Genomic DNA, 21,869 nt, shown 5'->3' on the forward strand with positions numbered 1-21,869 from the left:
GGCGCGTGCGGGGCTCCCCGGCTGTCTAGGGATGACCTTGGGCCCGACGCCCCGGAACGTGTGGGAACGCATGGCGGGTCGGCGAGTCCGCGAGCCCGGCATGCCGGGCGCCGCGCCTCACGACGCGGTGCTATGAGGCGGGCGCAGGCGGCCCGCCTATCACGCGAGGGACCGCAGAGGGACGGTTCGGGGTTATGGCATACGTCTCATTCCGTCAGGTGACCCAACGGCGCCCAGCTCCCGTTCTAGAGCGCGTGGACGTTTCCGAGTCCACAGCACCAGCAACAGGAGGCCGGAGATTGACGTCCAGAGGACTACCGAGAGCGGCCCTGGCCGCTGCCGCGCTCACCGCCGCCGTCGGGCTCACACTCACCGCCTGCACCGATGACAAGGGCACCGCGCAGACACCTGCGGGCGCCACCGCGTCGTCGGCGCCGGCGGCCGCGGGGGCGCCGAGCGCCGCCGGGGGCGCCGGGCAACCGATCAGCGTGCTCGACAGGTACGGCAAGGACGCCCCGGGCGCCACGTTCTTCGCCTCGGTGCTCAGCGGCGACAACGAAGTTCCGGTCGAGGGCAAACCGCCGGTCGGAGACAAGGACGGCAGTGCCATCGCGCTCATGCGCATCCAGGGCCACGAGGTCTCGTTCGCCTTCGCCTGGACCGGCATCGGGGCCCCCACCATGGGGCACATCCACCAGGGCGCGCGGGGAGTCAACGGCGATGTGAAGATCCCCTTCTTCATGACGAAGCTCGCCGACGGCAAGAAGTACGTCTTCGGCACGGCCAAGGTGACCGACGACGCGCTGCTGCGGGACATCGAGGCCCACCCGGAGAACTTCTACTTCAACCTGCACACCGACGAGTTCCCCGGCGGTGCCGTCCGCGGCCAGGTGTTCTCGCTGCCCACCAGGGTTTCCCTGCCCGACGCCATCCGGGACTCGACGGCTCACCCCGTCATCAAGGGCACCCAGGTCTACGCCTGCACGAAGCAGGCCGACGGCGCCCACAGGTTCACCCAGGACAACGTGGACGCCACGCTGTCGGGCGGCATCAAGCACACGTTCGCCAGGCCGGGCCCGGCCGGACCGCCGCAGTGGGTCGCCCCCGACGGCTCGTCCGTCTCCGGATCTGTGATCAACAAGCTGGACAACGGCGCGACGAACATCCCCGAACTGTTCCTCAGCGCGAAGCAGACCGGGAGCCCGCAAGGCGTCCTCGCCAAGACGCAGACCGTCCTGCGGCTCAACACGGTCGGTGGCGTCGCTCCAGCGGGCACCTGCAACCCGTCCGCGCAGCCGCGGGCCCGTGTGGGCTATACCGCGGACTACCTGTTCCTCAGCCCCACATGACGCTCGTCGCTGCCACCCGGCGGCGCTCAGGACACCGCTCGAACTGCATCACCGCGCGGACGGTCGGCCGCACGCGAGCGCGGACTTGAGCCACCGAGTCCGCCGGCCGCGGCCGGCGGAGCAGGCCTTCTGAGGCAACCGCCACCAGGGCCCGTCGTCACATGATCTGCTGGTGTGGACCATGTGCCGACAGGTCCTGGACGAAGGCGTCGATCCCGGTCAGTTCGGCGGACAGGCGCCACAGACGCTCGGCCTGCTCGGGATCGATGGCGTAGTCCCGCACACCGCGTGTGCTGTTCCCGTCGACCGCCTGCTCGGCGACATCGCAATCCTCACAGTAGACACCGCCCATGTTTTCCAGCTGGGGGGACGTAGCCGCCCATACCTGTGTGGCCGCGCCTTGTTCGGCGGTCTTGGCCGAGGCCGCGGCGGCGGTGCCGTCCGGGTGAATCCATCCCTTTTCCGCCATCTCGCTGCGACTGAGGTGGCGGAACGCGTTCGTGGTGACGATGGTCCCGGGGTGGACCGCCAACGCCCGTACACCCCTCCTCTTGGCCAGCTCGTCGAGACGTACGGTGAAAAGGACGTTGGCGGTCTTCGACTGCCCGTATGCCAACCACTTGTCGTACCCGTTCCGGAAGTGCATGTCGTCCCACCGCACAGGTGAGTCGTGGTGGGCGCGGGACGACACCGAGACCACGCGGGCGCCCCGCGTCAGCGCCGGCCACAGACCGTTCACGAGGGCGTAGTGGCCGAGGTGGTTGACGGCGAACTGCAACTCCCATCCGGGCCCGACGCGTGTTTCCGGGCAGGCCGCGACACTGGCGTTGTTCACAAGGATGTCGATGCCGCGGCCGGAGGCGAGCAAGCGGTCGCTGAACGCCCGGACGCTGTCCAGCGCGGCCAGGTCAAGCTCCTCGATCTCCACGCGCGGGAGACCGCCCAGCACCTCCTGCGCCACCTTCGTCCGTCGCGCCGGGACGACCACGTGCGCACCGGCGCCCACCAGTGCACGGGTCGTCTCCAGACCGATCCCCGAGTACCCCCCTGTCACCACGGCCAGCTTTCCCGACAGAGAGGTGCCCTGAAGTACCTGCGCGGCAGTGCTCAGCGCCCCGAACCCCGTCCCGAGCCCGCACTGCTGCATCTTCATGATCACCACGACGCCGTTGAGACGTCCCTCCCCGAACGGACTCGGCAGAGCCGGAGGCGGCCGAGAACCAGGCCCAGGGGCCCGGGGATCGGGGATCGGCTTCTCGCCCGCCATGAGCGATGCGCGAAAATTACCATGGTCATGGTCAGCGCGCCGACTACGGGAAGCGTACGGCCGTCCCGCCTCACGCCCGTGGCCCCGCGTCGGCGTGCTGCCGGGCCGTGGGCCTGACCCCGCGCGAAGTCCCTGCGGGAGGTCGACCACGGGCGAGGCCGGCACCGTGTCCGACTGCGTGGCCAAGGCCGCAACCCGAGCCAGCAGGACTCGGGCGCAGGCTGAATCCCCGGAGCGGGAACGTCCCACGCTGAGGGCAGCCGGTGGTGAATCTGCTGTCGGCAGAGCGGCTCGACGGGACGTCGCAGCCTGCCAGAATGGCCGCATGGGGAGCAATATCGCAGTGCGCCGGCTTGACCTGGGGTACTTCATCCGGCCCGCCTCGGAGACCGGCGGACCGCAGCCGCGGGTGGAACCCGTGCTCGCCTATCTGGTCCGCCACGACCAGGGCTTGATCCTTTTCGACACCGGCATCGGCACGGCGGACCACGAGACCGAAGCGCACTACCGCCCCCGGCGTCGTCCGCTACCGGACGCCCTGTCGGCGTCCGGAGTAGGCCTCGGCGACATCTCTCTCGTCGTGAACTGCCATCTGCACTTCGACCACTGCGGAGGCAATCCTCTCCTGACCGGCAAGCCCGTCCTGGTCCAGGAATCGGAACTGGCCACGGCCCGCCGGGGCGACTACACCGTGGATGAACTCGTCGACTTCTCCGGCGCGACCTACGAGGAACTCGCCGGGGAGGCGGAGGTCTGGCCAGGAGTCTGGATCGTTCCGACCCCCGGGCACACCCGAGGACACCAGTCGCTTGTCCTCCGACAAGGCGACGGCACCGTGGTCCTCGCCGGCCAGGCACACGACTCCGCGTCCCAGTTCGCGTCGGACCACCTGGCCCGCCAGGCCGCACTCGACGGCGTGGGTCAGCCGCTTCCTTCCGTCCAGCCCTGGTTGGCGAGGCTCGCCGACTTCGACCCACGCCGTGTGCTCTTTGCCCACGACTGCTCGATCTGGGAACCGGCCCGCGGCACCTGAGCGGGCCGTGGCCACCCGGTCGACAGGTCGCGGGTCCGCTACGGGCCGCCGAGCAGGAAGCTCGCCCAGCCCTCGCCGCTGGATGGCAGCTCCTCCCACCCCAGGCCTCTGTGGAACCGGCGCAGCCGCGGCAGATCACCGGCGCCGAGCGTCAGGTTGGCTCCGGCGATGAGGGGTGGGCGGGGCCTCGGTGGCCGGCGGCATCGGCGCGGGGGAGGTCTGACGCGTCCGGTGAACGTGTCCTGGCCGCCGCTTCAGGACTCGGGAACGAGTTCGACAAGTGTCCGCACCTCGGCGTCGGTGAGGTGTACGGCCTCCGCCTCGACGTTCTGTTTGAGGTGCTCCGGGTTCGTGGTCCCCGGGACCGGTAGCGAGACGGGTGAGCGATGCAGTTGCCATGCGAGTGCCACCTGCTGCACGCTCGCGCCGTACCGGGCACCGATCCGCGCAAGCGTCTGCTCGACACGTTCGGTGTGGGGGCCGTCATGGGTGGTGACCGGGTGCCAGGGGGAGAAGACCGCCCCTGCCTCCTCGGCGGCCGCCAGCAGGGCGGCTCCGCTGCGATTGCTCACGTTGTACAGCGCGGTGACCGCGGCGATCTCGACGATGGCCCGGGCGGCGTGGAACTGCTCCACGGTGATGTTGGACAGCCCGATGTTGCGGATCAGACCCAGCTCGCGCAGTTCCGCGAGTGTGCCGACCTGCTCCTCGAACGGCACGTCGGTGGCCCGGCCACTGTGCAGGTAATAGAGGTCGATCTCCTCCACACCCAGCCGGCGCGCACTCATGTGCGCGCTCTGCCGCAGGTAGTTCCTGTTGCCGACGGCATCCAGTGTCGAGTAGTCGAAACCACCCCGTACGAAGCCGCCCTTGGTCGCGATGACCAGGTTCTCCGGATAGGGGTGGAGGGCCTTTCGGATGAGAATCTCATTGCTGTGCGGACCGTAGACGTCGGCCGTGTCGATGAACGTGATCCCGCTGTCCACGACGGCACGCAGCATGGCGATGCCGCCCGCCTCGTCCGGATATTCTCCCCACACCTGCCTGCCGGTGAGCTGCATGGCCCCGTAACCGACACGGCCCACGGTCAGAGAATCCCCGACCGTGACCGTGGCGCTGCCCGCTTCAGAATCCGAGGGCACGTCCACCCCGCCTTTCACAACCATCCATGGCATTCGGCCACCCTTTCCGGTGGCCACTCCAGGTAAGCACCCGGCCCGCTTGCCGAGCGTGACCAAAGGGGCCGAATCCTTCCGGGGGCACGTCAGACCCCCTCTGGGCACCCCATGGCCGTTTGCGCCGCACTAGCCTGAACGCATGACCGCCCACGCCCCCGGCCCGCAAGGACAGATCGACCTGGGGGCCTACCTGCGCTCCCGTCGAGCGAGGGTTTCCCCCGAAGACGTGGGGCTGGCGCCCCAACCGGGAATCCGTCGCGTTCCCGGCCTGCGCCGCGAAGAGGTCGCCCTCCTGGCAGGCATCAGCGTCGACTACTACGTGCGTCTGGAACGCGGTCGCATCCAGGCATCCGAGGCCGTGCTGGACGCCGTCGCCCGTGCCCTGGCTCTGGACGGCACAGAGCGTGAACACCTGATGACTCTGGCTCGCCCCGCACGGCGGGTACCCAGGCGTCCGGTGCCACCGCAACGTGTCCGGCCGGGCATACACCTGCTGATCGACAGCCTCACCGATGTCCCCGCCATGGTCACCGGACGGCGTCTGGACGTCCTGGCCACCAACCACCTGGCGCGAGCCCTGCTGACCGACTTCGACGCCGTGCCCCGACGCGAGCGGAACATGGCACGTTTCATCTTTCTCGACGAAGCCGCTCAGCAGCTCTACGCCGACTGGGAGCAGGCGGCCCGCGACGCGGTGGCCGCACTGCACCTGTACGCCGGTCGCCACCCCCACGACCCGCAGCTCACCGAGCTCATCGGTGAGCTCTCCGTGCACAACCAGGACTTCCGCCGCTGGTGGGCCGATCAGGACGTACTGCGCCGCAGCAGTGGTGTGAAGCACTACAACCATCCCCTGGTCGGCGCACTGACGCTGGGCTATGAGGCTTTCGCCCCGGTCGGGGAGGACGAGCAGACCTTCGCCGTACACACCGCGGAACCCGGGTCCCCTTCCGAGCAGGCCCTCCGTCTGCTGGCCAGCTGGACGACGACGAAGCAGAGGGAGAACTCCTCCCCCAGCCCTCGGCCCACCTGACGAGTCCGTGCGGGGTTGGCGGTGAGGCACTCTCGCGCGGGACGGAGGCGTAAGGTGGTGCAATGATCTTCATCGTCGTCAAGTTCCCCGTGAAGCCGGAGCATGCCGAGGAATGGCCCCGGCGTGTCGAGGCGTTCACCACCGCGACCCGGCAGGAACCGGGCAACCTCTGGTTCGAGTGGTCCCGCAGCCTGGAAGATCCCGACACCTACGTACTGGTCGAGGCTTTCCAGGACGACGCCGCCGAGGCACACGTCACGTCCGATCACTTCCGCGCCGGCCTGGAGACCATGCGTCCCCTGCTGCGCCGCACCCCCGACATCGTCAGCACCACGATTCCGGGCGCGCAGGGATGGAGCGCCATGGGAGAGATCACGATCGACTGATCGCCGCGGCGGCGGACGGACGGCGCCGCCGTCAGGCCGAACAGGCGAACCGCGGCCGCTGGACCGCCGACGCCGCCCCGGCCGCAGCGTCGCGCGCGCCGCGGCCGGGGGGCTCCCGTCTCCGGTCAGCAGGTGGAGTTGGTCTGGGTGAGCAGGCCCAGACGCAAGGGCAAGCTGTTGTAGTCGCCCCCGGCCGAGGGGTCCAACCCCTGGTAGAGGTACCGCATCTTGCAGGGGTTGATGGTCAGGGTCTGGTCGTAGCCGGCACGGATCATCTCGCCGTGGCTGATGTCCTTGGTCCACGCGCCGCCGGGGAAGGTCACGTTGTTGGCCCGGGCGAACGGGTTGGACTCGGTGTCGGCGAGCGGGCTCCAGGAGCCGTTGATGCTGCCGGAGGTCCAGGAGCGGAAGTAGCGGCGGCCGTCGGAGCCGATGGCCTCGACGATCAGCAGGTACTGGTTGCTGCCCTGGACCTTGCAGACGTCGCGGCGGCCGGCGCCGGGTGCCGCGCGCCGGCCACACCACTGCCGCCCAGCGCCGACAGGACGGCACTGTAGGCGGCCTTCTTGTTGCCGTTGCCGTCGAACAGCAGCGGGTTCTCACCGGTGCGCCAGGAGTCGCTGTCGCGGATGCCCCACACCGTGATGCCGGTGCAGCGGGAGACGTTCATGCAGGCCCTGACCGTGTTCGCGTACGCGCTCGACGGGGCCTGGGCGATGTCCAGTTCGGTGAGCTGCACGTCCACACCGAGGGCGGCGAAGCTGGACAGCGTGGTCTGGAAGCTGGCCGGCGGGCCGCTGGAGCCGAAGTGGCTCTGGAATCCGACGCAGTCGATCGGCACGCCACGGGACTTGAAGTCCTTGACCATGGCGTAGACGCCCTGCGTCTTGGCGGCGTTCCAGTCCTCGATGTTGTAGTCGTTGTAGCAGAGCTTGGCCGAGGGGTCGGCGGAGCGGGCGGTGCGGAACGCCTCCTCGATGAAGCCGTTGCCCAGGACGTTCTGGAAGACCGAGCTGCGGTGCTGGGTGCTGCCGTCGGCGAAGGCCTCGTTGACCACGTCCCAGGCGTAGATCCTGCCCCTGTAGTGGGACATCTCGGTGGTGATGTGGTTGTTCATCACGCTGCGCAGCGTGTTCACGTCCCTGATGTTGCCGACCCAGCTCGGCAGCTGGGAGTGCCAGACGAGGGTGTGGCCGCGCATCCGCTGGCCGTGTGCCGCGGCGTGGTTCACGATCTGGTCGGCGGGGCCGAAGTTGAAAGAGCCCCGGGAGGGCTCCGTGGTGGCCCACTTCATCTCGTTCTCCGGGGTGATCATGTTGAATTCCCGGTCGAGGATGCCGGAGTACACCGAGTCACCGAGCTTCCCGGCGGCCACGGCGGTGCCGAAGTAGCGCCCGGACTGGGCGGCCTGCGCGCCCAGGGTGCTGGCCGCGGAACTGGGCACCACGGCGGCCCCCGCCACGACGAACGTGGCGGCCCCGAGCGTTCCTAACGCCATGGTGGCGCGTCGGCGGAGTCTGGACAGGCGCTTCATGACTCTCCCTGAATCGGTCGGTGGTGCAGGAAGGGTTGGGTGTGCGCGCGGTGTGTCGTGCTCCCCCCGGTGGGAGGGGACGATGAGGACGGCCCGGTCAGGGCGTGGACAACTCGAACCGCTCGACCTTCACCGAGCCGCCGAGCGCCTGGGTGGCGTGGTTGAAGACGGCGTACCGGTGGCCCATGAAGAACTGCCAGGCGTTGCCCATCGCGAACGTCGGCCCCAGGGTGGTGAAGGCGCGGCCGTCGGTGCTGTAGGAGAAGGTGACCGGTCGGCCGGAGCCGGGGCGGATGTCGGCCTGGGCGCGCAGCCAGATCCGGGTGCCCGAGACGGCGGCGCTCGAGGCCTCGGCGCCGGTGCCCGAGGTGTTCCAGTTGCGGTCCATGGTGATGCCGTTGACCATGCAGACCCGGGCCCTGCCGCCCTCGCGCTTGATGCCGATCCACGCGGAGGAGTCACGCAGGACCGCGAGGCCGGCCCGGTCGCCGTCCTTCATGTTTGTGTGGTCCAGGATGATCGTCGCCGTGGAGGTGGGCCCCTGGATGCGGTGCGTGAGCGTGTTGCGGGCCGAGTAGAGGTCGTCGGTGACGGTCGCCGTGTGCAGCGTCAGGCCGTTGCCGACGGAGAACTTGCCGGTGTCGGGGTTGTGGTTCCACTCCCACTGCGGCTTCAGGGACGTGCCGTCGAAGGTGTCGACGCCGACGAGCGGGGTGACCGGACGGGCCGGGAGGTTCGGGACCGGGTACGAGGTGCCCCACGCTCCGTCCACGGTCTTCAGTACGGGCCAGCCGCCGGAGTTCCACGTGATGGGGGCCATGGCGGGCATCCGGCCGCCGGGGTAGGCGTCGACGAAGGCCATGTAGTACCAGTCGCCGTTCTGGGTCTCCACGAGCCCGCCCTGGTGCGGGACCCCGCCCCCGGGGATCGGACCCGGAAGGTCGAGGAGAACCTGCTGCATCGTGTACGGGCCGAAGGGACCGCCGGTCGACTTCAGGATGTACTGACCGTTGGCCGGGCGGGTGAGGAAGATGTAGTAGTTCCCGCCCACCTTGTAGAAGCGGGACCCTTCCAGGGTTCCCACACTCGACGGCGTGGTGAACACCTGCTCGGCCCTGACCTGGGTCCTGCCGTCCGCGGACAACTGGGCGACGCTGATCTCGGTGTTGCCGTACGACACGTACATCGTGTCGTCGTCATCGATGAGCAACCCGCAGTCGTAATAGGCGTTGTCGATCACCGCGAGCCTGGTCCAGGGTCCCTCGACCCGCCCGGCCGTGTAGATGTAGGACTTCGCGAACTCGATACAGCCGATCCAGTAGAACGTGCGGTTGCTCGGGCGGTAGTTGAGCGAGGAGGCCCAGATGCCCTTGACGTACGCCCGCCCGCCGTTCAGGTCGTACGCCGGGCCGAAGTCCAGCGTGGGCACCGAGTGACCGGCGAACTCCCAGTTCACCAGGTCGTACGAGCGGAGGATCGGCGCGCCCGGCGAGTAGTGCATCGTCGAGGCCGACAGGTAGTACGTGTCGCCTACGCGGATGATGTCGACGTCCGCGAAGTCCTGCCAGATCACCGGGTTCGAGAAGGTCGCCCCGGCGCCGGGCCGCGGCCCCGCCGCGGTGGACGGCGCGGCAGGCGAGGCGAACGGAACCGGCAGGGCGCCGGCCGCGGCCAGAGAGGTGGCGGCCTTCAACACCTGCCTGCGGCTGTGTGGGGAAGGAGGCGGGGACACAGGGGATCGTTCTCCTTGGTGGAGGTGTCGGACGGACAAGGGGTGACGCGGTTCTCCCGAGAGCATGGGGCTGTTGCGAGGACGGCCTCTCAGGTGACGGCTGTCGTGTGTCCTTCTCGTCTGCGCGATGGGCGTGTTGACACCACTGCGTTTGAAATATCGAACGCTTTTCAGTACCTCGGACAGCCAGCGATGATATGCGTCCCCCGAAGTACGTCAATACCTCTCACCGCAACTGCCTTCTATCGGAACCCGCCGTCCGACGTTTCGAACAATTTCGCTCTCCCCTTGACCGACCAATGGGGTATAGACCCATCAAAGCCTCACGTCTTCAGCGAGTATCCCCTGCACTCATGACCGAGACCGGAGAGCACGGACTCTTGCGATGCGAAAGTGTTCGATGAATAATCCGAGAAGTTTTCACCTCGATCGCGCGAAGCCGCCGGAGTCGAAAGGCGGCGCTCGCTCTCATCGCCCGGGCCACGGCAGCCGCGCACGGTGCGGCGGCAGGCCGCCGTTCAGACGGACGGGCCGGGCCAGATCGCGGAGGCGTCGTCACGGTCCAGGTACGGCAGGCGGACCGGCCGCACCGGCACAGGACGCCTGCCGGCCGGCGCGGCCAGCGTCCACCGTGTGGGGTGACCCGCGTAGCTCAGGCTGGTCAGAACGAAGACGCCGTCCGCGTAGACCTCGACGTACTCCCCCACGGTGAGGATCCGCAGAGTGTCGGGCGTCCGGGACAGGATGGTCCGGTCGAGCGTGGTGCCGTGCGGGCCCGTGACCCGGAGGTCCCGGCCGTCGTATCGGACGGCCAGGGCTGCGGCGGCACCGCCGGGCCGGTCGGTGCGCAGGGTCACCTCCAGGCGGCCCGCGACGGGGATGTCGGCGACACCGTGCAGGACGGGTTCGCCGGTCTCCTCTCCGAGCCAGGGGTCCAGGCCTGACCACCAGGCGAGGTGGGGAGCCCCGCCCTGCGGGGTGACGAGGAGCTTCGGCTGGGCGAGCATGCCCCGGCAGCGGTCACCGGTGTCGGAGAGGCCGACACGGCGGGGCGTGGTGTGCAACACGACACGGGAGCCGTCGGCGGTGGTGGTGATGCGGGGGGCGTAGGTGCCCGTGGGGCCGAGCTGCCCATGGCGGGTCCAGGGGCCGCGGAGCCTCGGCGCGGTCCAGGACTCGAAGCCGCGGGTGGCGCCTATGGAACCGAGGAGCAGCCAGGACCCGTCATCGAGTCGCTCCAACGTCGGGCACTCCAGTTCGTCGACGTCCCCGGGAGAAAGGAGCGGCGGGTGGACGGTCCAGTGTTCCAGGTCGTCCGAGGTGGCGAGGCCCACGCAACCGCTTGTCTCGACGGGCAGGGCCGCGTCGCTGGCGCAGACGGCCATGAGCCAGCCGTCCGCCTCGTCGTCGCGCACGACGAAGGGGTCCCGCCAGGCCATGCGTTCGCCGGTGCGGTACCAGCGCGGGTCGGCCTCGACCACCGGCACGGTGCCGTGTCGGCGCCAGGAGGTGCCGTCCCCGCGGTCCGACCGGGCCAGGCCGACCGACTGCAGCGGCCAGCCGCCCGGCGTGAGTCCCGACACGCCGGTGTAGAACATGGCAAGACCGTCGCCATGGGCGAGGGGGTGCATGGTCCATACGGCCTGCTGGTCGAAGCGACCGGGCAGTCCGTTGCCGAACGCGGTGCCCTGCGTCTCCCAGCGCACCAGGTCGGTGGTGGTGGCCCGCCCGAAGGAGGTCTCCATCCGCAGATGGTCGAACTCCCGGGTCCAGGGGCCTTGGAGGTGCAGCACCGTGTGGCTGCCGTCCGGGTGGCGGATGAGCGCGAAGTCGTTCACACACAGGCCGGGCGGGGCGTAACGCACGGACAGCTCCTGTCGGTTGGCTCGCTCGCATAACGCAAACGTATGCGTTACTACAGCAGCGATATCCCAGCTACCAAAGATCTCGCCCAGTAAAACTGAGCTCAAGCGCTTGCGCAACTGACTGTCACAGCTTTACGGTCTGGTCGCCAGCGGCTCACGTGGATGTGCGCCCGGATCGGAGGTAGTGACGGTGACGGCCAGCATCACTGACGTCGCTCGTGCCACGGGGGTATCGGCGTCCACGGTGTCCCGGGCACTGCGCGGCCAGCCCGGGGTGTCGGACGAAGTGCGGGCGCGGATCGTGGAGGTGGCCGCCGCGCTGGGCTACACCGCGTCGCGCTCCGCGTCGAGCCTGGCCAGCGGGCGGACGTTCAGCATCGGAGTGGTCGTGCCGTATGTCGGACGCTGGTTCTTCGGCACCGTCGTGGACGCCGCGGAGCATGTGCTCAGTGCCGCGGGATACGACGTCCTGCTGTACAACCTCGGCTCGCCGGAGGCGCGCAAGCGGTTCTTCACCAAGCTGCCGGTACGCAAACGCGTCGACGCGGTGCTGTCGCTCCTGGTGCCCGACGACGACGAGGCGGACGCGCTCCGATCACTCGGCGTGCCGCTGGCCGCCATCGTGGGTGAGCCCAGACCGGGCTTCACGGTGGTGGGCATCGACGACCGGGCCGGTGCGCAGAGTGCGGTACGGCATCTGGTCAACCTCGGGCATCGAAGGATCGGCATGATCTCGGGTGACAGCGGACCGCAGCACTGGACGGCACCGGTGCAGCGGAGACAGGCGTACCTGGAGGTTCTGTCGGACGCCGGGCTGGCCTATGACCCTGCTCTGGAGGCGGACGGCGGCTACACGGTCGAGGGCGGCGAGCGCGCCATGACGGAACTGCTCGCCGCTTCCCGGCCACCGACGGCGGTGTTCGCACAGTCCGACGAGATGGCGATGGGCGCGCTGCGGGCGCTGCGGCTGCACCGGCTCCGGGTGCCCGACGACGTGTCGATCATCGGCTTCGACGACCACGAACTGGCCGACGTGATCGGGTTGACCACCATCGCCCAGCCCGTCGCGGCCCAGGGCGCACAGGCCGCCGGGCTGCTGCTGCGGCAGTTGGAGCACACGGACCTCGCACCGCCCGCCCACGTGCAGCTTCCCATCCGTCTGAAGCTCCGCGACACCACCGCCCCGCCCAACCCGCGTCGTCCCCAGTGATCCCCGGGGTGCGGGCCGGCCGCCGCCGACGGCTCCGTGGGCGCGCGCACACGTTCAACGCGATCCACACAACACGGAGGTAGAGATCATGTCCGTCAGGGAACGACGGCTGCCCATGAAAAGCCTGACCGGCCTCGCCCTCACCCTGCCGCTGGTGGCTGTGGCCGCCTGCGGCACGGGCGGTACGCCCGCCAAGGCGTCCGCGGGCAACGGCTCCGGCGTCATCACCGTATGGGGCCACCAGGGGCAGACCAACGAGGACACCGCCCTGCAGAAGGCGGTACAGGGCTTCAACAGCTCACAGCACAAGATCAGGGTGAAGCTGAAGCTGATACCCCAGAACGACTACACCAAGACGATCACCACCACCAACGCCTCCGAGCTCCCGGACGTCCTGGAGATGGACGGACCGACGGTCGCCAACTTCGTCTACAACAGGAAGATCACCCCGATCACCTCATACGTCTCCGGCAAGACGGTGGCCAACGCCACCAGCGCCGTCAAAGCCGAGGGAACGGTGGGCGGCAAGCTGTACGCCCTCGGCATGTACGACTCCGGGATGGGCCTGTTCGCCAACAAGAAGCTGCTCAAGGCGGCGGACGTGAGCTACCCGACCGGCCTGTCCGACGACTGGACCGCGAAGCAGTTCACGGACGCGGTCCGGAAGCTGGCCGCCCGGGACCCGGACGGCAAGAGCCTCGACATCCAGGAGAACACCGGCCTGGACACGGAGGCCGGTACGTACCAGTTCGCACCGATCGTCTGGTCCGCGGGCGGCGCCCTGCTCAAGAACGGCAAGGCGGCCGGCGCCATCGACTCCCCCGGCGCGGTCTCCGCGCTCAGGACCTTCCAGTCATGGAAGACGTACACCGACCCGAACACCGACGGCAACGCCTTCGCCAAGGGCCGGGTGGCCCTCAGCTGGGTCGGACACTGGATGTACCCGGCCTACCACAAGGCCCTCGGCTCCGACCTGACGGTGCTGCCCCTCCCGGACTTCGGCAACGGCCCCAAGACCGGACAGGGCTCGTGGACCTGGGGCATCGGCGCCGACACCAAGAACGGGAAGGCCGCCGGCGCGTTCCTGGACTACCTGCTCGATGACACCAACGTCTCGGCGATGACCACGGCGAACGGCGCGCCGCCGGCGACCAGGACCGCGCTCGCCAAGAGCCCCCTCTACAAGCCCGGCGGACCGCTCCAGCTCCTCGCGGACCAGCTCGCCAAGCCCTGCGGTGACACGCACATCACCTCGTCCTGCGTCGCCGTCACCCGGCCCGTGACCGCCGGTTACCCGGCCATCACCTCGCAGTTCAGCGAGGCACTGAACTCGGTCTTCGGCGGAGCCGATCCCAAGGCGGCCCTGACCAAGGCCGCGAGGGCCATCGACCAGGACTTCTCGGACAACCAGGGTTACAAGATCCCGTAGCACACATCGGCCGGCGGGGATCCCTGTGAACGGGATCCCGGCTCAGCGGCCGGGAACAGGACCCCACCGTGACCTCAGACAGCCCCGCGCAGGCCCTGGCCGGGGGCCGGGTACCGGCGCCGCCGCCTGCGTCCGGACGGCCCGGACGGCCCGGACGGCCCGTGCGCAGAAGCCGCGAATGGGTGCATGGACTGCTGATGTCCGCGCCCGCGCTCGTCGGCCTGATCGCCTTCGTCGGTGTGCCGTTCGGCTACGCCGTCGTGCTGTCCTTCTACAACGTGCGGCTCGGCTCCCCGCTGCCGCCCCGCTTCTTCGGGTTGGAGCAGTACCGAAGGCTGTTCACCGATCCGGACCTGTCCGGCCCGTTCTTGCGGGCCCTGCTGAACAACCTGGTCTTCGCCGCCGTCGTGGTACCCGTGCAGACCGCACTGGCCCTCGGCCTGGCGATCCTGCTCAACCGCACGCTGAAGGCCATCGGCTTCTTCCGTTCGCTGTTCTTCATGCCGGTGGTCTTCCCCATGGCGCTGGTCGCCGTCGTCTGGCGGCTGATCCTCGCCCGGAGCGACCAGGGCATGCTCAACTCCGTCCTGCACCACCTCAGCCTCGGCCACTGGGGCGCCCACGACTGGCTCGGTTCCGCCGCCACCGCCATGGTCTCGGTGATCGTGCTGTCCATCTGGCAGGGCGTCGGCTTCCAGATGGTGATCCTGCTCGCGGGTCTCCAGCAGATACCGGCCGAACTCCACGAGGCCGCCCAACTCGATCGCGCCGGCCGCTGGCAGCGGTTCCGCCACGTGACGCTGCCCGGAATCCGCAACACCCTGGTGTTCGTCGCCCTGCTCACCTCCGTGCTGTCGTTCCGCGTCTTCGACCAGGTCTACATCCTGATTCGCGGTGGCGGGCTCAACGAGAACGCCACTCACACGGTGATGTACCAGGCCGTCACCACTGCCTTCGACCGCAACGACATCGGGCAGGCCGCCGCGGTGACCGTTGTCTTCTTCCTGATCGTCGTCGTCCTGACGCTGCTCCAGCGCCGCTTCGTGCGCCCCGACCCGGAGGACTGAGATGACCCGAACGCCGCTCGGCCGGACCCTGGACTACCTCGTCCTGAGCGTGCTGGCCCTTATCTTCGTCCTGCCCGCCCTGTACCTGTTCCTCGGCAGCCTCAAGCCGTCCGACCAGGTACTCAGCGGCCTGTCCGGTTTCCTGCCCACCCATCTGACCCTGCACAACTACCGGGCGGTCCTGGCCGCCCTCGACTCCGACAGCACCGGCTACTTCTGGCACTTCATGGGGGTCTCCCTGCTCCTGGCGGCGGTGGTCGTCCTCGGGGGCCTCGTCGTCAACTCGATGGCGGCCTACGGGCTCACCCGGCTGCGCTGGCGCGGCAGCCCGGCGCTCTTCGCCCTGATCCTGCTCCTGATGCTGGTGCCCTTCGAAGCGGTCGCCGTCCCGTTGTTCTACCTGTTCAACGGGGCCCGCAACACCCTTGTCATCCAGGCGGTACCCTTCGTCGCCAACGCCTTCTCCATCTACCAGTTCGCCACGTTCTTCCGCGCGCTGCCCGTCAGCATCGAGGAAGCCGCCCGCATCGACGGCGCCGGCCCCTGGCGGACCTTCTTCGCCATCGTGGTGCCGATGAGCAGGCCCGTGTTCGCCTCCGTGGCGATCCTGACCTTCCTCACCCAGTGGGGCTCCTTCCTCTGGCCGGTCCTGATGGTCTCCGACCCCTCGGTCCGTCCCCTGCCCCTGGAGCTGAGCGTCTTCCAGGGCCAGCAGCCTCCCGACTGGGGCCAGATCCTCGCCTTCGGAGTCCTCCTGGTCCTGCCCGTCCTGATCGTCTTCACCTTCTTCCAGCGTTGGTTCGTCCAGGGCATCGCCAGCTCCGCGGTCAAGGGCTGAGGAACGGTAAGCGGCGCCCCAGGTCCGCAAGGCCGCTCCCGTCAGCCGTCCGTCCCGTTGCCGACGGACGGAGGCGCGGAGTCGTATCGCCCTCGGCGGCCGCCGCCGCACGCCCCGCGTGCGGCAGTGCCGTCAGGAACCGGTGGGCGAGGGGCCGGTGGGTGGGGGCAGCAGGCCGGCCAGCGCGGTATCGGCCACCGTCTGGAGGGCCTGGCGCCCGGGGCGGCTCCTGGCCATCACGTTCATGCCCTGGACGACGGCCACCAGGAGGGCGGCCGAGTCGGGACCGGCGCCCGGCCGCAGTTCCCCCTCGGCGCGGGCCCGGGCGAGGGCGGCGGCGAAGCTCGTCTGGAGATTGGCCAGATGGATCCGGACCATGCCGGCCAGCTCGGGGTCCCGTTCGGCGAACTCGACGAGCGAGTTGGTGATCAGGCAGCCCCAGCGGCGCTTGCCGTCGACCATCGCGTCCACCAGGTGGGCGAAGTACGCCCGGATGCCCCCCAGGCCGCTGGGCGCGCAGTTGATCAGGGCGACCGCCTCGGCCGACACCGTCTCGGCATAGCGGCGCACGGCGGCGACGAACAGGTCCCGCTTGCTGCCGAACGCCACATAGGCGCTGCCCGGTTGCAAGCCCATGGCACGGCACAGACTCTGCATCGACGTGGCGTCGAAGCCATGCTCCCAGAAGGTCTCAAGAGCCGCGTCGAGGGCGTCCTGGACATCGAATCCACGCTTGCGTCCCACGGTGTCATGCGTATCGCGGTCGTGGGTGCGGGAGGCGTGGGCGGCTACTTCGGCGCCCGGCTCGCGAGTACGACGGCCGGCTCTCACCGCGTGTGCGGGCGTTCCGCGACGCCTGCGCGGAAAGCGGCATCGATGTCGAGGTCAGCGACGCGATCGAGCGGGCCGTCTGGGAGAAGTTCGTCTTCCTGGTGGGGCTCTCGGCCACGACGACCACGGCGCGCTCCCCCATCGGCCCGATCCGCGACCACCCCCGTTCCCGGGCGTTCCTGCGGGGCGTGATGGACGAGGTGGTGCAGGTGGCCCGCGCGCAGGGCGTGCCGCTGCCCGAGGACTACGCCGATGACCGGCTGGCGTTCACCGACCGGGTGCCCGCCGACATGACCTCCTCCATGCACCACGACATCGAACGCGGCAACCGCCTGGAGGTCGCCTGGCTCAGCGGTGACGTGGCCGACCGCGGCGCGGCGCCGCTGATCGGTCACACCGTGCCCCTGCTGCGCGCACCGCTCGCGTTCACGGAGTCCCTGCCGCAGAGCGCCGACGTGGTCCGGCTGCGCGTCGGCGTCTTCGGCGCGGTGCCGGTCTGCGGTCCGGTCCTGACAGTGATCTCGCCGCGCGGGGTGCGCATGACGTGTGCCGCACGATGAGGTCGGGCCGCGGATGCCGGGACGTGGGCCCGGCGCGCGACTCGCGAGAGCCTGCGTGAGCGCGTCGGATCGCCGCGTCCGGGCTGGGGGTCGCCACGCCAGGAGGACCGGTGGGGCACGGTGGGACGTGCCATGAGGGACGCGAGGGTCACTCCGTGAGGGACGCGCGGGGGTCACTCCTTGACGGAGCCGCTCAGCATGCCCGCGATGAACCTGCGCTGCAGGGCGGCGTAGACGACGACCACGGGCAGCGCGACGAGGACCGAGGCGGCCGCGAGCAGGGCCGTGTCGGAGCCGTACTGCCCCTGGAAGAAGGCGAGGGAGAGGGGGACGGTCCGGTAGCGCTCGTCGCTGACCATGACGAGGGCGATCAGGAACTCGTTCCAGGTCCACATGAAGACCATCACGACCATCGTCGACACCGCCGGGCGGCCCATGGGGACCAGGATGCGCCACAGCGTGGTCCAGCTGGTGGCCCCGTCGATCCGCGCGGCCTCGATGACGGAGCGGGGGCTGTGCCGGAAGTACGTGCGCATCCAGAACACGCCGAAGGCGAGGGACTGCGCCGTCTGCGGCAGGATCAGCCCCCAGTAGGTGTCGGTCATCCGCCAGCTCCGCAGATCGAAGTAGAGCGGCACGACCAGGGCCTCCTCGGGGAGCGTCAGCCCGATGACGAACAGGTGGTAGAGCACCGTGGAGCCGGGGAATCGGAGCACGGCGAACGCGTAGGCGGCGAGTATGGACAGCAGCCCGCCGACGACCACCACGGCGGTGGTGACCAGTACCGAGTTGACCAGGTAGGTGCCGAAGTGGCCGCGGCTCCAGGCGGCGGAGAAGTGCCCCCAGTCGAGTCCCGACGGCAGCCGGAACCCGGTGCCCGAGGCACCGCCCGGGGCGAGCGCGGTGGAGAGGACACCGAGGACGGGGGTGAGGCTGAGGACGGTGAAGACCGACAGGATGGCGTAGGTGACACCGCGTTCGAATCGGCCCGTCATGCGCTGCGCCCCTCCGCCAGCCGTGCCACCACGACGGTGAGCACGAAGATCAGTACCGTCAGGCCGACGCCCAGTGCGGCGGCGGAGCCGACCTCGCCGGTCTCGAAGGCCCGGTGGTACACCTCGTACGCGGGCACGGACGTGGCGTTCCCGGGGCCACCGCCGGTGGTGATGTAGACCAGGTCGAAGTTCCGCAGCCCCGCCACGATGGTGAGGGTCAGCGCGACCGCCACCTGGGGGCGCAGCCCGTGCAGGGTGACGGTGCGGAACTCCCGCAGGGCCCCCGCCCCGTCCAGGCGCACCGCCTCGTACAGCTCCCGGGGGATGCGCTGGGCGCCGGCGAGGAAGAGCACCAGGCACAGCCCCGTCTCGACCCAGGTGCCGATCACGCCGACCGCGGGCAGCGCCCAGGTGCCGTCGCCGAGCCAGGGGCGGGCCAGGGCACCGAGGCCGAGCAGCCGCAGGGTGTCGTCCACGAGCCCGTCGGGGGCGAGGATCGAGCGCCAGGTCACGCCGACCACGACCATCGCCAGCACCTGCGGCAGGAACAGCACGGTGCGGAAGAAGGTCATGCCGCGCACCCGGAAGCGCGTCAGCGCGGCGGCGAGCAGGAGCCCCACGGCCACCGGCAGCGCGGCGTAGAACAGCAGCAGCACCAGCGCGTGCAGGAAGGCCGCCCGGAGCGAGCGGTCGGCGACCAGGTCGCGGTAGTTGTCCCAGCCGGCCCAGGTGGCCACGTTCAGGCCGTCCCAGTGCAGCAGCGACAGCCACACGCTCTGCCCGAACGGGAAGAGCAGGAAGACGGCGTAGAGGGCGAGTGCGGGCAGGACGTACAGGTAGCCGACGGCGCGCGGCTCGCCGGGCGCCCGCCGGCGGTAGCGGGCGCGCACGCGGTCCCGGAAGCGGACCGCGCCGCGTGCCGGCCTCATCGGGCGGCCTGCCGACCGGCACCGGCCTGCCCCGCGTCGAGGTGCGCCGCGCCGCCCTGCCCGCCGCCCCGGCGTGCGTTCTGCCGTGCCGTGAACGAGGCGTACTCGTGCTGCATCGCGGTGGGCAGGTCGTCCGGGGGGAGCCGGCCGCCGATGACGTCCTGGAGCTTCGCGGCGAGGAAGTCGTAGAAGTCCGGGGTGGTGTAGTCGAGGTAGGGCACGAGACCGTCGTGGGCGTTGAGCCGTTCCCAGCCGGCGACCATCTGCCCCTCGGCGCGGTTCGCGGGGAGCCGGTGGGCCGCCTTCCCCGGCAGCACGGGGAGGACGCCTTCCTCTGTCATCACGTCGGCGGCGTGGGCGTCGGTGAGGAAGTCGAGGTAGGCGGCGGCGACGTCGGGGTGCTTCGACCGGGAGGTGATGGACCAGGCGAGTCCCTGGCCGCCGGTGGTCACGGGCGCTCCGCCGGGTTCGCCGGGCGGGGGCGGCATGATGCCGAGGGAGTTCCCCATGGTCTTCTTCAGGTCGGCGAGTTCCCAGGTGCCGGTGATGAGGAAGGCGCCTCTGCCGGCGGTGAACTGCCGTGCGGCGGCGTCATAGCCGGTGCCGTTGGCGCCGGGCGGCAGATAGCCGCGCCTGGTCCAGTCCGCGAGTTCCCGGGCGGCGGCGCGGGTGGCGGAGTTGTCGAAGCCGGGGCCGCGGCCGAGGACGGTGTCCCGGGTCCCGGTCGCGCCGCCCGCCTCGTCCTGGAGCACTCCGAAGAGGTGGATCGCAGGGTACTTGTCCAGGTTGCCGAACTGCACGGGCAGCTGGCCCCGCTGCTTCAGCCTGGGCAGCGCCGCGCTGAACTGCCGCCAGGTCGCAGGCGGTCGCAGGCCGGCCCTGGCGAGGATGTCCTTGTTGTAGTAGACGCCGATGTACTCCCCGGTCTGGGAGATGCCGTAGAGACGGCCGGTGCCGAAGCGCGTCCCGTCGGCGGAGACCCGGTTGAGGTCGAGGAGGGTGCCGGGGTAGCGGGTGTTCCAGGCGTAGATCCCGGCGTAGTCGTCGAGCGGCGTGAGCAGGCCGGCGCGCACGAAGGAGACCATGTCGGGGTAGCCCTGGTTGGCCTGGATCACGTCCGGCGGGTGGTTGCCGGATATCGCGAGCTTGAGCGTGGTCTTGAGGTCGGTGAAGCTGCGGGCGACCCGTTTGACGCGCACGTTCGGGTACCGGTCCTCGAATCCGCGGTTGAGCCGCTCGATCTCGGCGTTCTGGCCGCCGCGCACCTCCTGGTCCCAGACCGTCAGGGTGACCTTCCCGGCCCTGCCGGGGTCGGGTATCGCGGTGCCTCCCCCGACGCCGCCGCGGGCCGCGCCCGAGCCGTCGGTGCCGGGCACGCAGGCCGCGGCGAGCAGGGTGGCGCAGGCGATCAGGGCGAGGGCACCGGTGGTCCGCCCGCGCCGGGCGGCCGGGGCGGGGTCGGGGTTCATCGCATGGGGCCTTCCTGCCGTGGGGCGTCCGGGGCGTGGGGCGTCCGGGGCGTGGGGCGTCCGGGCGTCCGTTCGTTGTGTGGACATGTCATCCTCTCCCCCGGTACCGGTCGTCCCCTCGGCGCGCACGTCCCCCGGGGTGCCGGCGTCCGGGAGCGAGGGACGTGATACCCGCTGGGGCTCGGCGGGTCAAGGAGAGGGCGCCGCGGATCCGGGGCGGGCGCGGCTCGGGCTGGTGCCGCACCGGCCGCCGAATGGCCCGCACGCGGTGCCCGATAGGGCGAGGCCCGGCCGGGACGCGGTACGGGTGCGTCCCCGGTGGGTAGGTCGGGTGATCGGGGCCTGGGACGTCGTCCATCTGAGCCTGTTCGACGCCATGGACCACGACACCGCGGCCGGTCTGACCGCGAACCTCGCCATGGCCGCGGCCCGCAACCACCGGCGGCAGCGCAGCGGGGCATGGAGAACCGCGCAGGCGGTCGAGAGGGCGCTCATGGAGCGGTTCGACGGCGCCCGGTACGCCACCGGCATCCTGGCCGAGTTGGACACCCGCAGCGGGAGGCTCACCTGGGCCAGCCGCGGCCACCATCCGCCCGTGGTACTCCGCAGGGGCACGCCTTCCTGCTGCTCTGTCCTCCCGCGCCACCGATGGGCACCGACCTGGGCCTGCCCGCCGCGGTGTGCGGGGCCCGGCTGCAGCCCGGGGACCGGCTGCTGCTCTACACGGACGGCATCACCGAGGCCCGCAACCGGATGGGCGAGGAGTTCGGACTGGCCCGCTTCACCGACTTCCTCGCCCGGCACCGGGAGGCCGGCCTGCCGGTGCCCGGGAGGCCGGCCTGCCGGTGCCCGGGACGCTGCGCCGCCTGCTCCGACGTCACCTTCTGCACCACGAGGGGCATCTCAGCGACGACGCCACCGTGCTGCTCCTGGAGTGGAACGGCCCCACCCCCTACCGGCCGGAGGACGTCGAGGCCCTCGCCGGTCTGCCGGAGGACACCACGCCCGCGGACAGCGTGCGCAGGGGCGTGGGACGCGCCGGACGCGCACGACATGGGCTGAACCGGGAGCGGATACCGTGAGCACCGTCCGCTCTGCCCCTTTGATCAGGGGAAGGGCGTTTTGGAGCGACCGCCTCGGCAGACAGCCAAGACGGTCCCGAGG

General features: G+C 70.2%; 18 protein-coding genes and 2 pseudogenes. 11 read left to right on the forward strand and 9 right to left on the reverse strand.

The features are described 5' to 3' along the window. Positions 1-299: 299 nt before the first annotated feature. A complete protein-coding gene (locus ACSMXW_RS01015) occupies positions 300-1,349 on the forward strand; it encodes a CHRD domain-containing protein (protein WP_485803220.1) in 1,050 nt (349 codons plus the stop codon). Between the two features lie 157 nt (positions 1,350-1,506). Here ACSMXW_RS01015 and ACSMXW_RS01020 read toward each other — a convergent pair whose 3' ends face one another. Continuing rightward, a complete protein-coding gene (locus ACSMXW_RS01020; RefSeq protein WP_485803222.1) occupies positions 1,507-2,502 on the reverse strand; it encodes an SDR family NAD(P)-dependent oxidoreductase in 996 nt (331 codons plus the stop codon). A gap of 439 nt (positions 2,503-2,941) precedes the next feature. Here ACSMXW_RS01020 and ACSMXW_RS01025 point away from each other — a divergent pair, with 439 nt between their 5' ends. Next, positions 2,942-3,649 carry an N-acyl homoserine lactonase family protein gene (locus ACSMXW_RS01025; protein ID WP_485803224.1) on the forward strand — a complete coding sequence of 236 codons (708 nt, stop codon included), beginning with the start codon at positions 2,942-2,944 and terminating at the stop codon, positions 3,647-3,649. A 254-nt stretch (positions 3,650-3,903) separates the two neighbouring features. On the opposite strand, the gene ACSMXW_RS01030 is transcribed toward ACSMXW_RS01025, so the two are convergent. After that, positions 3,904-4,734 (reverse strand): aldo/keto reductase, encoded by an 831-nt coding sequence (locus ACSMXW_RS01030; RefSeq protein WP_485803226.1) that lies wholly within the window; start codon positions 4,732-4,734, stop codon positions 3,904-3,906. A 232-nt stretch (positions 4,735-4,966) separates the two neighbouring features. Between ACSMXW_RS01030 and ACSMXW_RS01035 the strand changes: the two genes are divergently transcribed. Both ACSMXW_RS01035 and ACSMXW_RS01040 read left to right on the forward strand, forming a co-directional pair. Then, the gene (locus tag ACSMXW_RS01035) at positions 4,967-5,860 is read left to right on the forward strand and encodes a helix-turn-helix transcriptional regulator (RefSeq protein WP_485803228.1); all 894 of its coding nucleotides are present in this window, start codon (positions 4,967-4,969) and stop codon (positions 5,858-5,860) included. A gap of 62 nt (positions 5,861-5,922) precedes the next feature. Continuing rightward, the gene (locus ACSMXW_RS01040; RefSeq protein WP_485803229.1) at positions 5,923-6,246 is read left to right on the forward strand and encodes a putative quinol monooxygenase; all 324 of its coding nucleotides are present in this window, start codon (positions 5,923-5,925) and stop codon (positions 6,244-6,246) included. 125 nt (positions 6,247-6,371) lie between these two features. On the opposite strand, the pseudogene ACSMXW_RS01045 reads toward ACSMXW_RS01040, so the two are convergent. The 3 genes and pseudogenes from ACSMXW_RS01045 to ACSMXW_RS01055 form a co-directional block, all read right to left on the reverse strand. Continuing rightward, a pseudogene (locus ACSMXW_RS01045) lies at positions 6,372-7,780 on the reverse strand (non-reducing end alpha-L-arabinofuranosidase family hydrolase). Between the two features lie 97 nt (positions 7,781-7,877). Further along, positions 7,878-9,512: a glycoside hydrolase family 43 protein gene (locus ACSMXW_RS01050; protein WP_485803231.1), complete on the reverse strand. Its 1,635-nt coding sequence runs from the start codon at positions 9,510-9,512 to the stop codon at positions 7,878-7,880. A gap of 518 nt (positions 9,513-10,030) precedes the next feature. Beyond that, on the reverse strand, positions 10,031-11,377 hold the full coding sequence (locus tag ACSMXW_RS01055) for a glycoside hydrolase family protein (protein ID WP_485803232.1): 1,347 nt from the start codon (positions 11,375-11,377) through the stop codon (positions 10,031-10,033). A 190-nt stretch (positions 11,378-11,567) separates the two neighbouring features. On the opposite strand from ACSMXW_RS01055, the gene ACSMXW_RS01060 reads away from it, so the two are divergent. From ACSMXW_RS01060 to ACSMXW_RS01075, 4 genes are all read left to right on the forward strand, one after another. Further along, positions 11,568-12,587 (forward strand): LacI family DNA-binding transcriptional regulator, encoded by a 1,020-nt coding sequence (locus tag ACSMXW_RS01060; RefSeq protein ID WP_485803234.1) that lies wholly within the window; start codon positions 11,568-11,570, stop codon positions 12,585-12,587. A 115-nt stretch (positions 12,588-12,702) separates the two neighbouring features. Further along, positions 12,703-14,016, forward strand: a complete 1,314-nt coding sequence (locus tag ACSMXW_RS01065) for an ABC transporter substrate-binding protein (protein ID WP_485803235.1) — start codon at positions 12,703-12,705, stop codon at positions 14,014-14,016. Between the two features lie 182 nt (positions 14,017-14,198). Then, complete coding sequence (locus tag ACSMXW_RS01070; RefSeq protein ID WP_485803237.1) at positions 14,199-15,083, forward strand: carbohydrate ABC transporter permease; 885 nt, start codon at positions 14,199-14,201, stop codon at positions 15,081-15,083. 1 nt (position 15,084) lies between these two features. Beyond that, complete coding sequence (locus tag ACSMXW_RS01075; RefSeq protein ID WP_485803239.1) at positions 15,085-15,921, forward strand: carbohydrate ABC transporter permease; 837 nt, start codon at positions 15,085-15,087, stop codon at positions 15,919-15,921. Positions 15,922-16,053: 132 nt separating this feature from the next. Here ACSMXW_RS01075 and ACSMXW_RS01080 read toward each other — a convergent pair whose 3' ends face one another. Continuing rightward, a complete protein-coding gene (locus ACSMXW_RS01080) occupies positions 16,054-16,665 on the reverse strand; it encodes a TetR/AcrR family transcriptional regulator (RefSeq protein ID WP_485803241.1) in 612 nt (203 codons plus the stop codon). Between the two features lie 92 nt (positions 16,666-16,757). Here ACSMXW_RS01080 and ACSMXW_RS01085 point away from each other — a divergent pair, with 92 nt between their 5' ends. Then, positions 16,758-17,312 (forward strand): ketopantoate reductase family protein, encoded by a 555-nt coding sequence (locus ACSMXW_RS01085; RefSeq protein ID WP_485803243.1) that lies wholly within the window; start codon positions 16,758-16,760, stop codon positions 17,310-17,312. 173 nt (positions 17,313-17,485) lie between these two features. Here the strand turns inward: ACSMXW_RS01085 and ACSMXW_RS01090 are convergent, their stop codons facing one another. From ACSMXW_RS01090 to ACSMXW_RS01100, 3 genes are read right to left on the reverse strand one after another with little or no spacing between them, the layout of a single operon-like run. After that, positions 17,486-18,307 carry a carbohydrate ABC transporter permease gene (locus ACSMXW_RS01090; protein WP_485803244.1) on the reverse strand — a complete coding sequence of 274 codons (822 nt, stop codon included), beginning with the start codon at positions 18,305-18,307 and terminating at the stop codon, positions 17,486-17,488. Next, the gene (locus ACSMXW_RS01095) at positions 18,304-19,236 is read right to left on the reverse strand and encodes a carbohydrate ABC transporter permease (RefSeq protein WP_485803246.1); all 933 of its coding nucleotides are present in this window, start codon (positions 19,234-19,236) and stop codon (positions 18,304-18,306) included. Before ACSMXW_RS01095 ends, ACSMXW_RS01090 begins: the two co-directional genes overlap by 4 nt. Next, entirely contained in the window at positions 19,233-20,705 is a 1,473-nt protein-coding gene (locus ACSMXW_RS01100; RefSeq protein ID WP_485803247.1) for an extracellular solute-binding protein, read from the reverse strand. The genes ACSMXW_RS01095 and ACSMXW_RS01100 overlap by 4 nt, the downstream gene beginning before the upstream one ends. Positions 20,706-21,081: 376 nt before the next feature. On the opposite strand from ACSMXW_RS01100, the pseudogene ACSMXW_RS01105 reads away from it, so the two are divergent. Beyond that, positions 21,082-21,455 (forward strand): annotated as a pseudogene (locus ACSMXW_RS01105) (PP2C family protein-serine/threonine phosphatase); the annotation flags it as partial. A 95-nt stretch (positions 21,456-21,550) separates the two neighbouring features. Continuing rightward, a complete protein-coding gene (locus tag ACSMXW_RS01110; RefSeq protein WP_485808588.1) occupies positions 21,551-21,787 on the forward strand; it encodes a hypothetical protein in 237 nt (78 codons plus the stop codon). Positions 21,788-21,869 lie beyond the last annotated feature (82 nt).

It is taken from the genome of Streptomyces sp. DSM 116793, assembly GCF_057320905.1.

What these genes read in the sequence shown, in the direction of transcription:
- ACSMXW_RS01020 (WP_485803222.1), bottom strand. Translation starts at nt 2,502, where the DNA reads ATGAAGATGCAGCAGTGCGGGCTCGGGACGGGGTTCGGGGCGCTGAGC.
- ACSMXW_RS01075 (WP_485803239.1), top strand. Translation starts at nt 15,085, where the DNA reads ATGACCCGAACGCCGCTCGGCCGGACCCTGGACTACCTCGTCCTGAGC.
- ACSMXW_RS01090 (WP_485803244.1), bottom strand. Translation starts at nt 18,307, where the DNA reads ATGACGGGCCGATTCGAACGCGGTGTCACCTACGCCATCCTGTCGGTC.
- ACSMXW_RS01065 (WP_485803235.1), top strand. Translation starts at nt 12,703, where the DNA reads ATGAAAAGCCTGACCGGCCTCGCCCTCACCCTGCCGCTGGTGGCTGTG.
- ACSMXW_RS01100 (WP_485803247.1), bottom strand. Translation starts at nt 20,705, where the DNA reads ATGAACCCCGACCCCGCCCCGGCCGCCCGGCGCGGGCGGACCACCGGT.
- ACSMXW_RS01040 (WP_485803229.1), top strand. Translation starts at nt 5,923, where the DNA reads ATGATCTTCATCGTCGTCAAGTTCCCCGTGAAGCCGGAGCATGCCGAG.
- ACSMXW_RS01035 (WP_485803228.1), top strand. Translation starts at nt 4,967, where the DNA reads ATGACCGCCCACGCCCCCGGCCCGCAAGGACAGATCGACCTGGGGGCC.
- ACSMXW_RS01095 (WP_485803246.1), bottom strand. Translation starts at nt 19,236, where the DNA reads ATGAGGCCGGCACGCGGCGCGGTCCGCTTCCGGGACCGCGTGCGCGCC.
- ACSMXW_RS01025 (WP_485803224.1), top strand. Translation starts at nt 2,942, where the DNA reads ATGGGGAGCAATATCGCAGTGCGCCGGCTTGACCTGGGGTACTTCATC.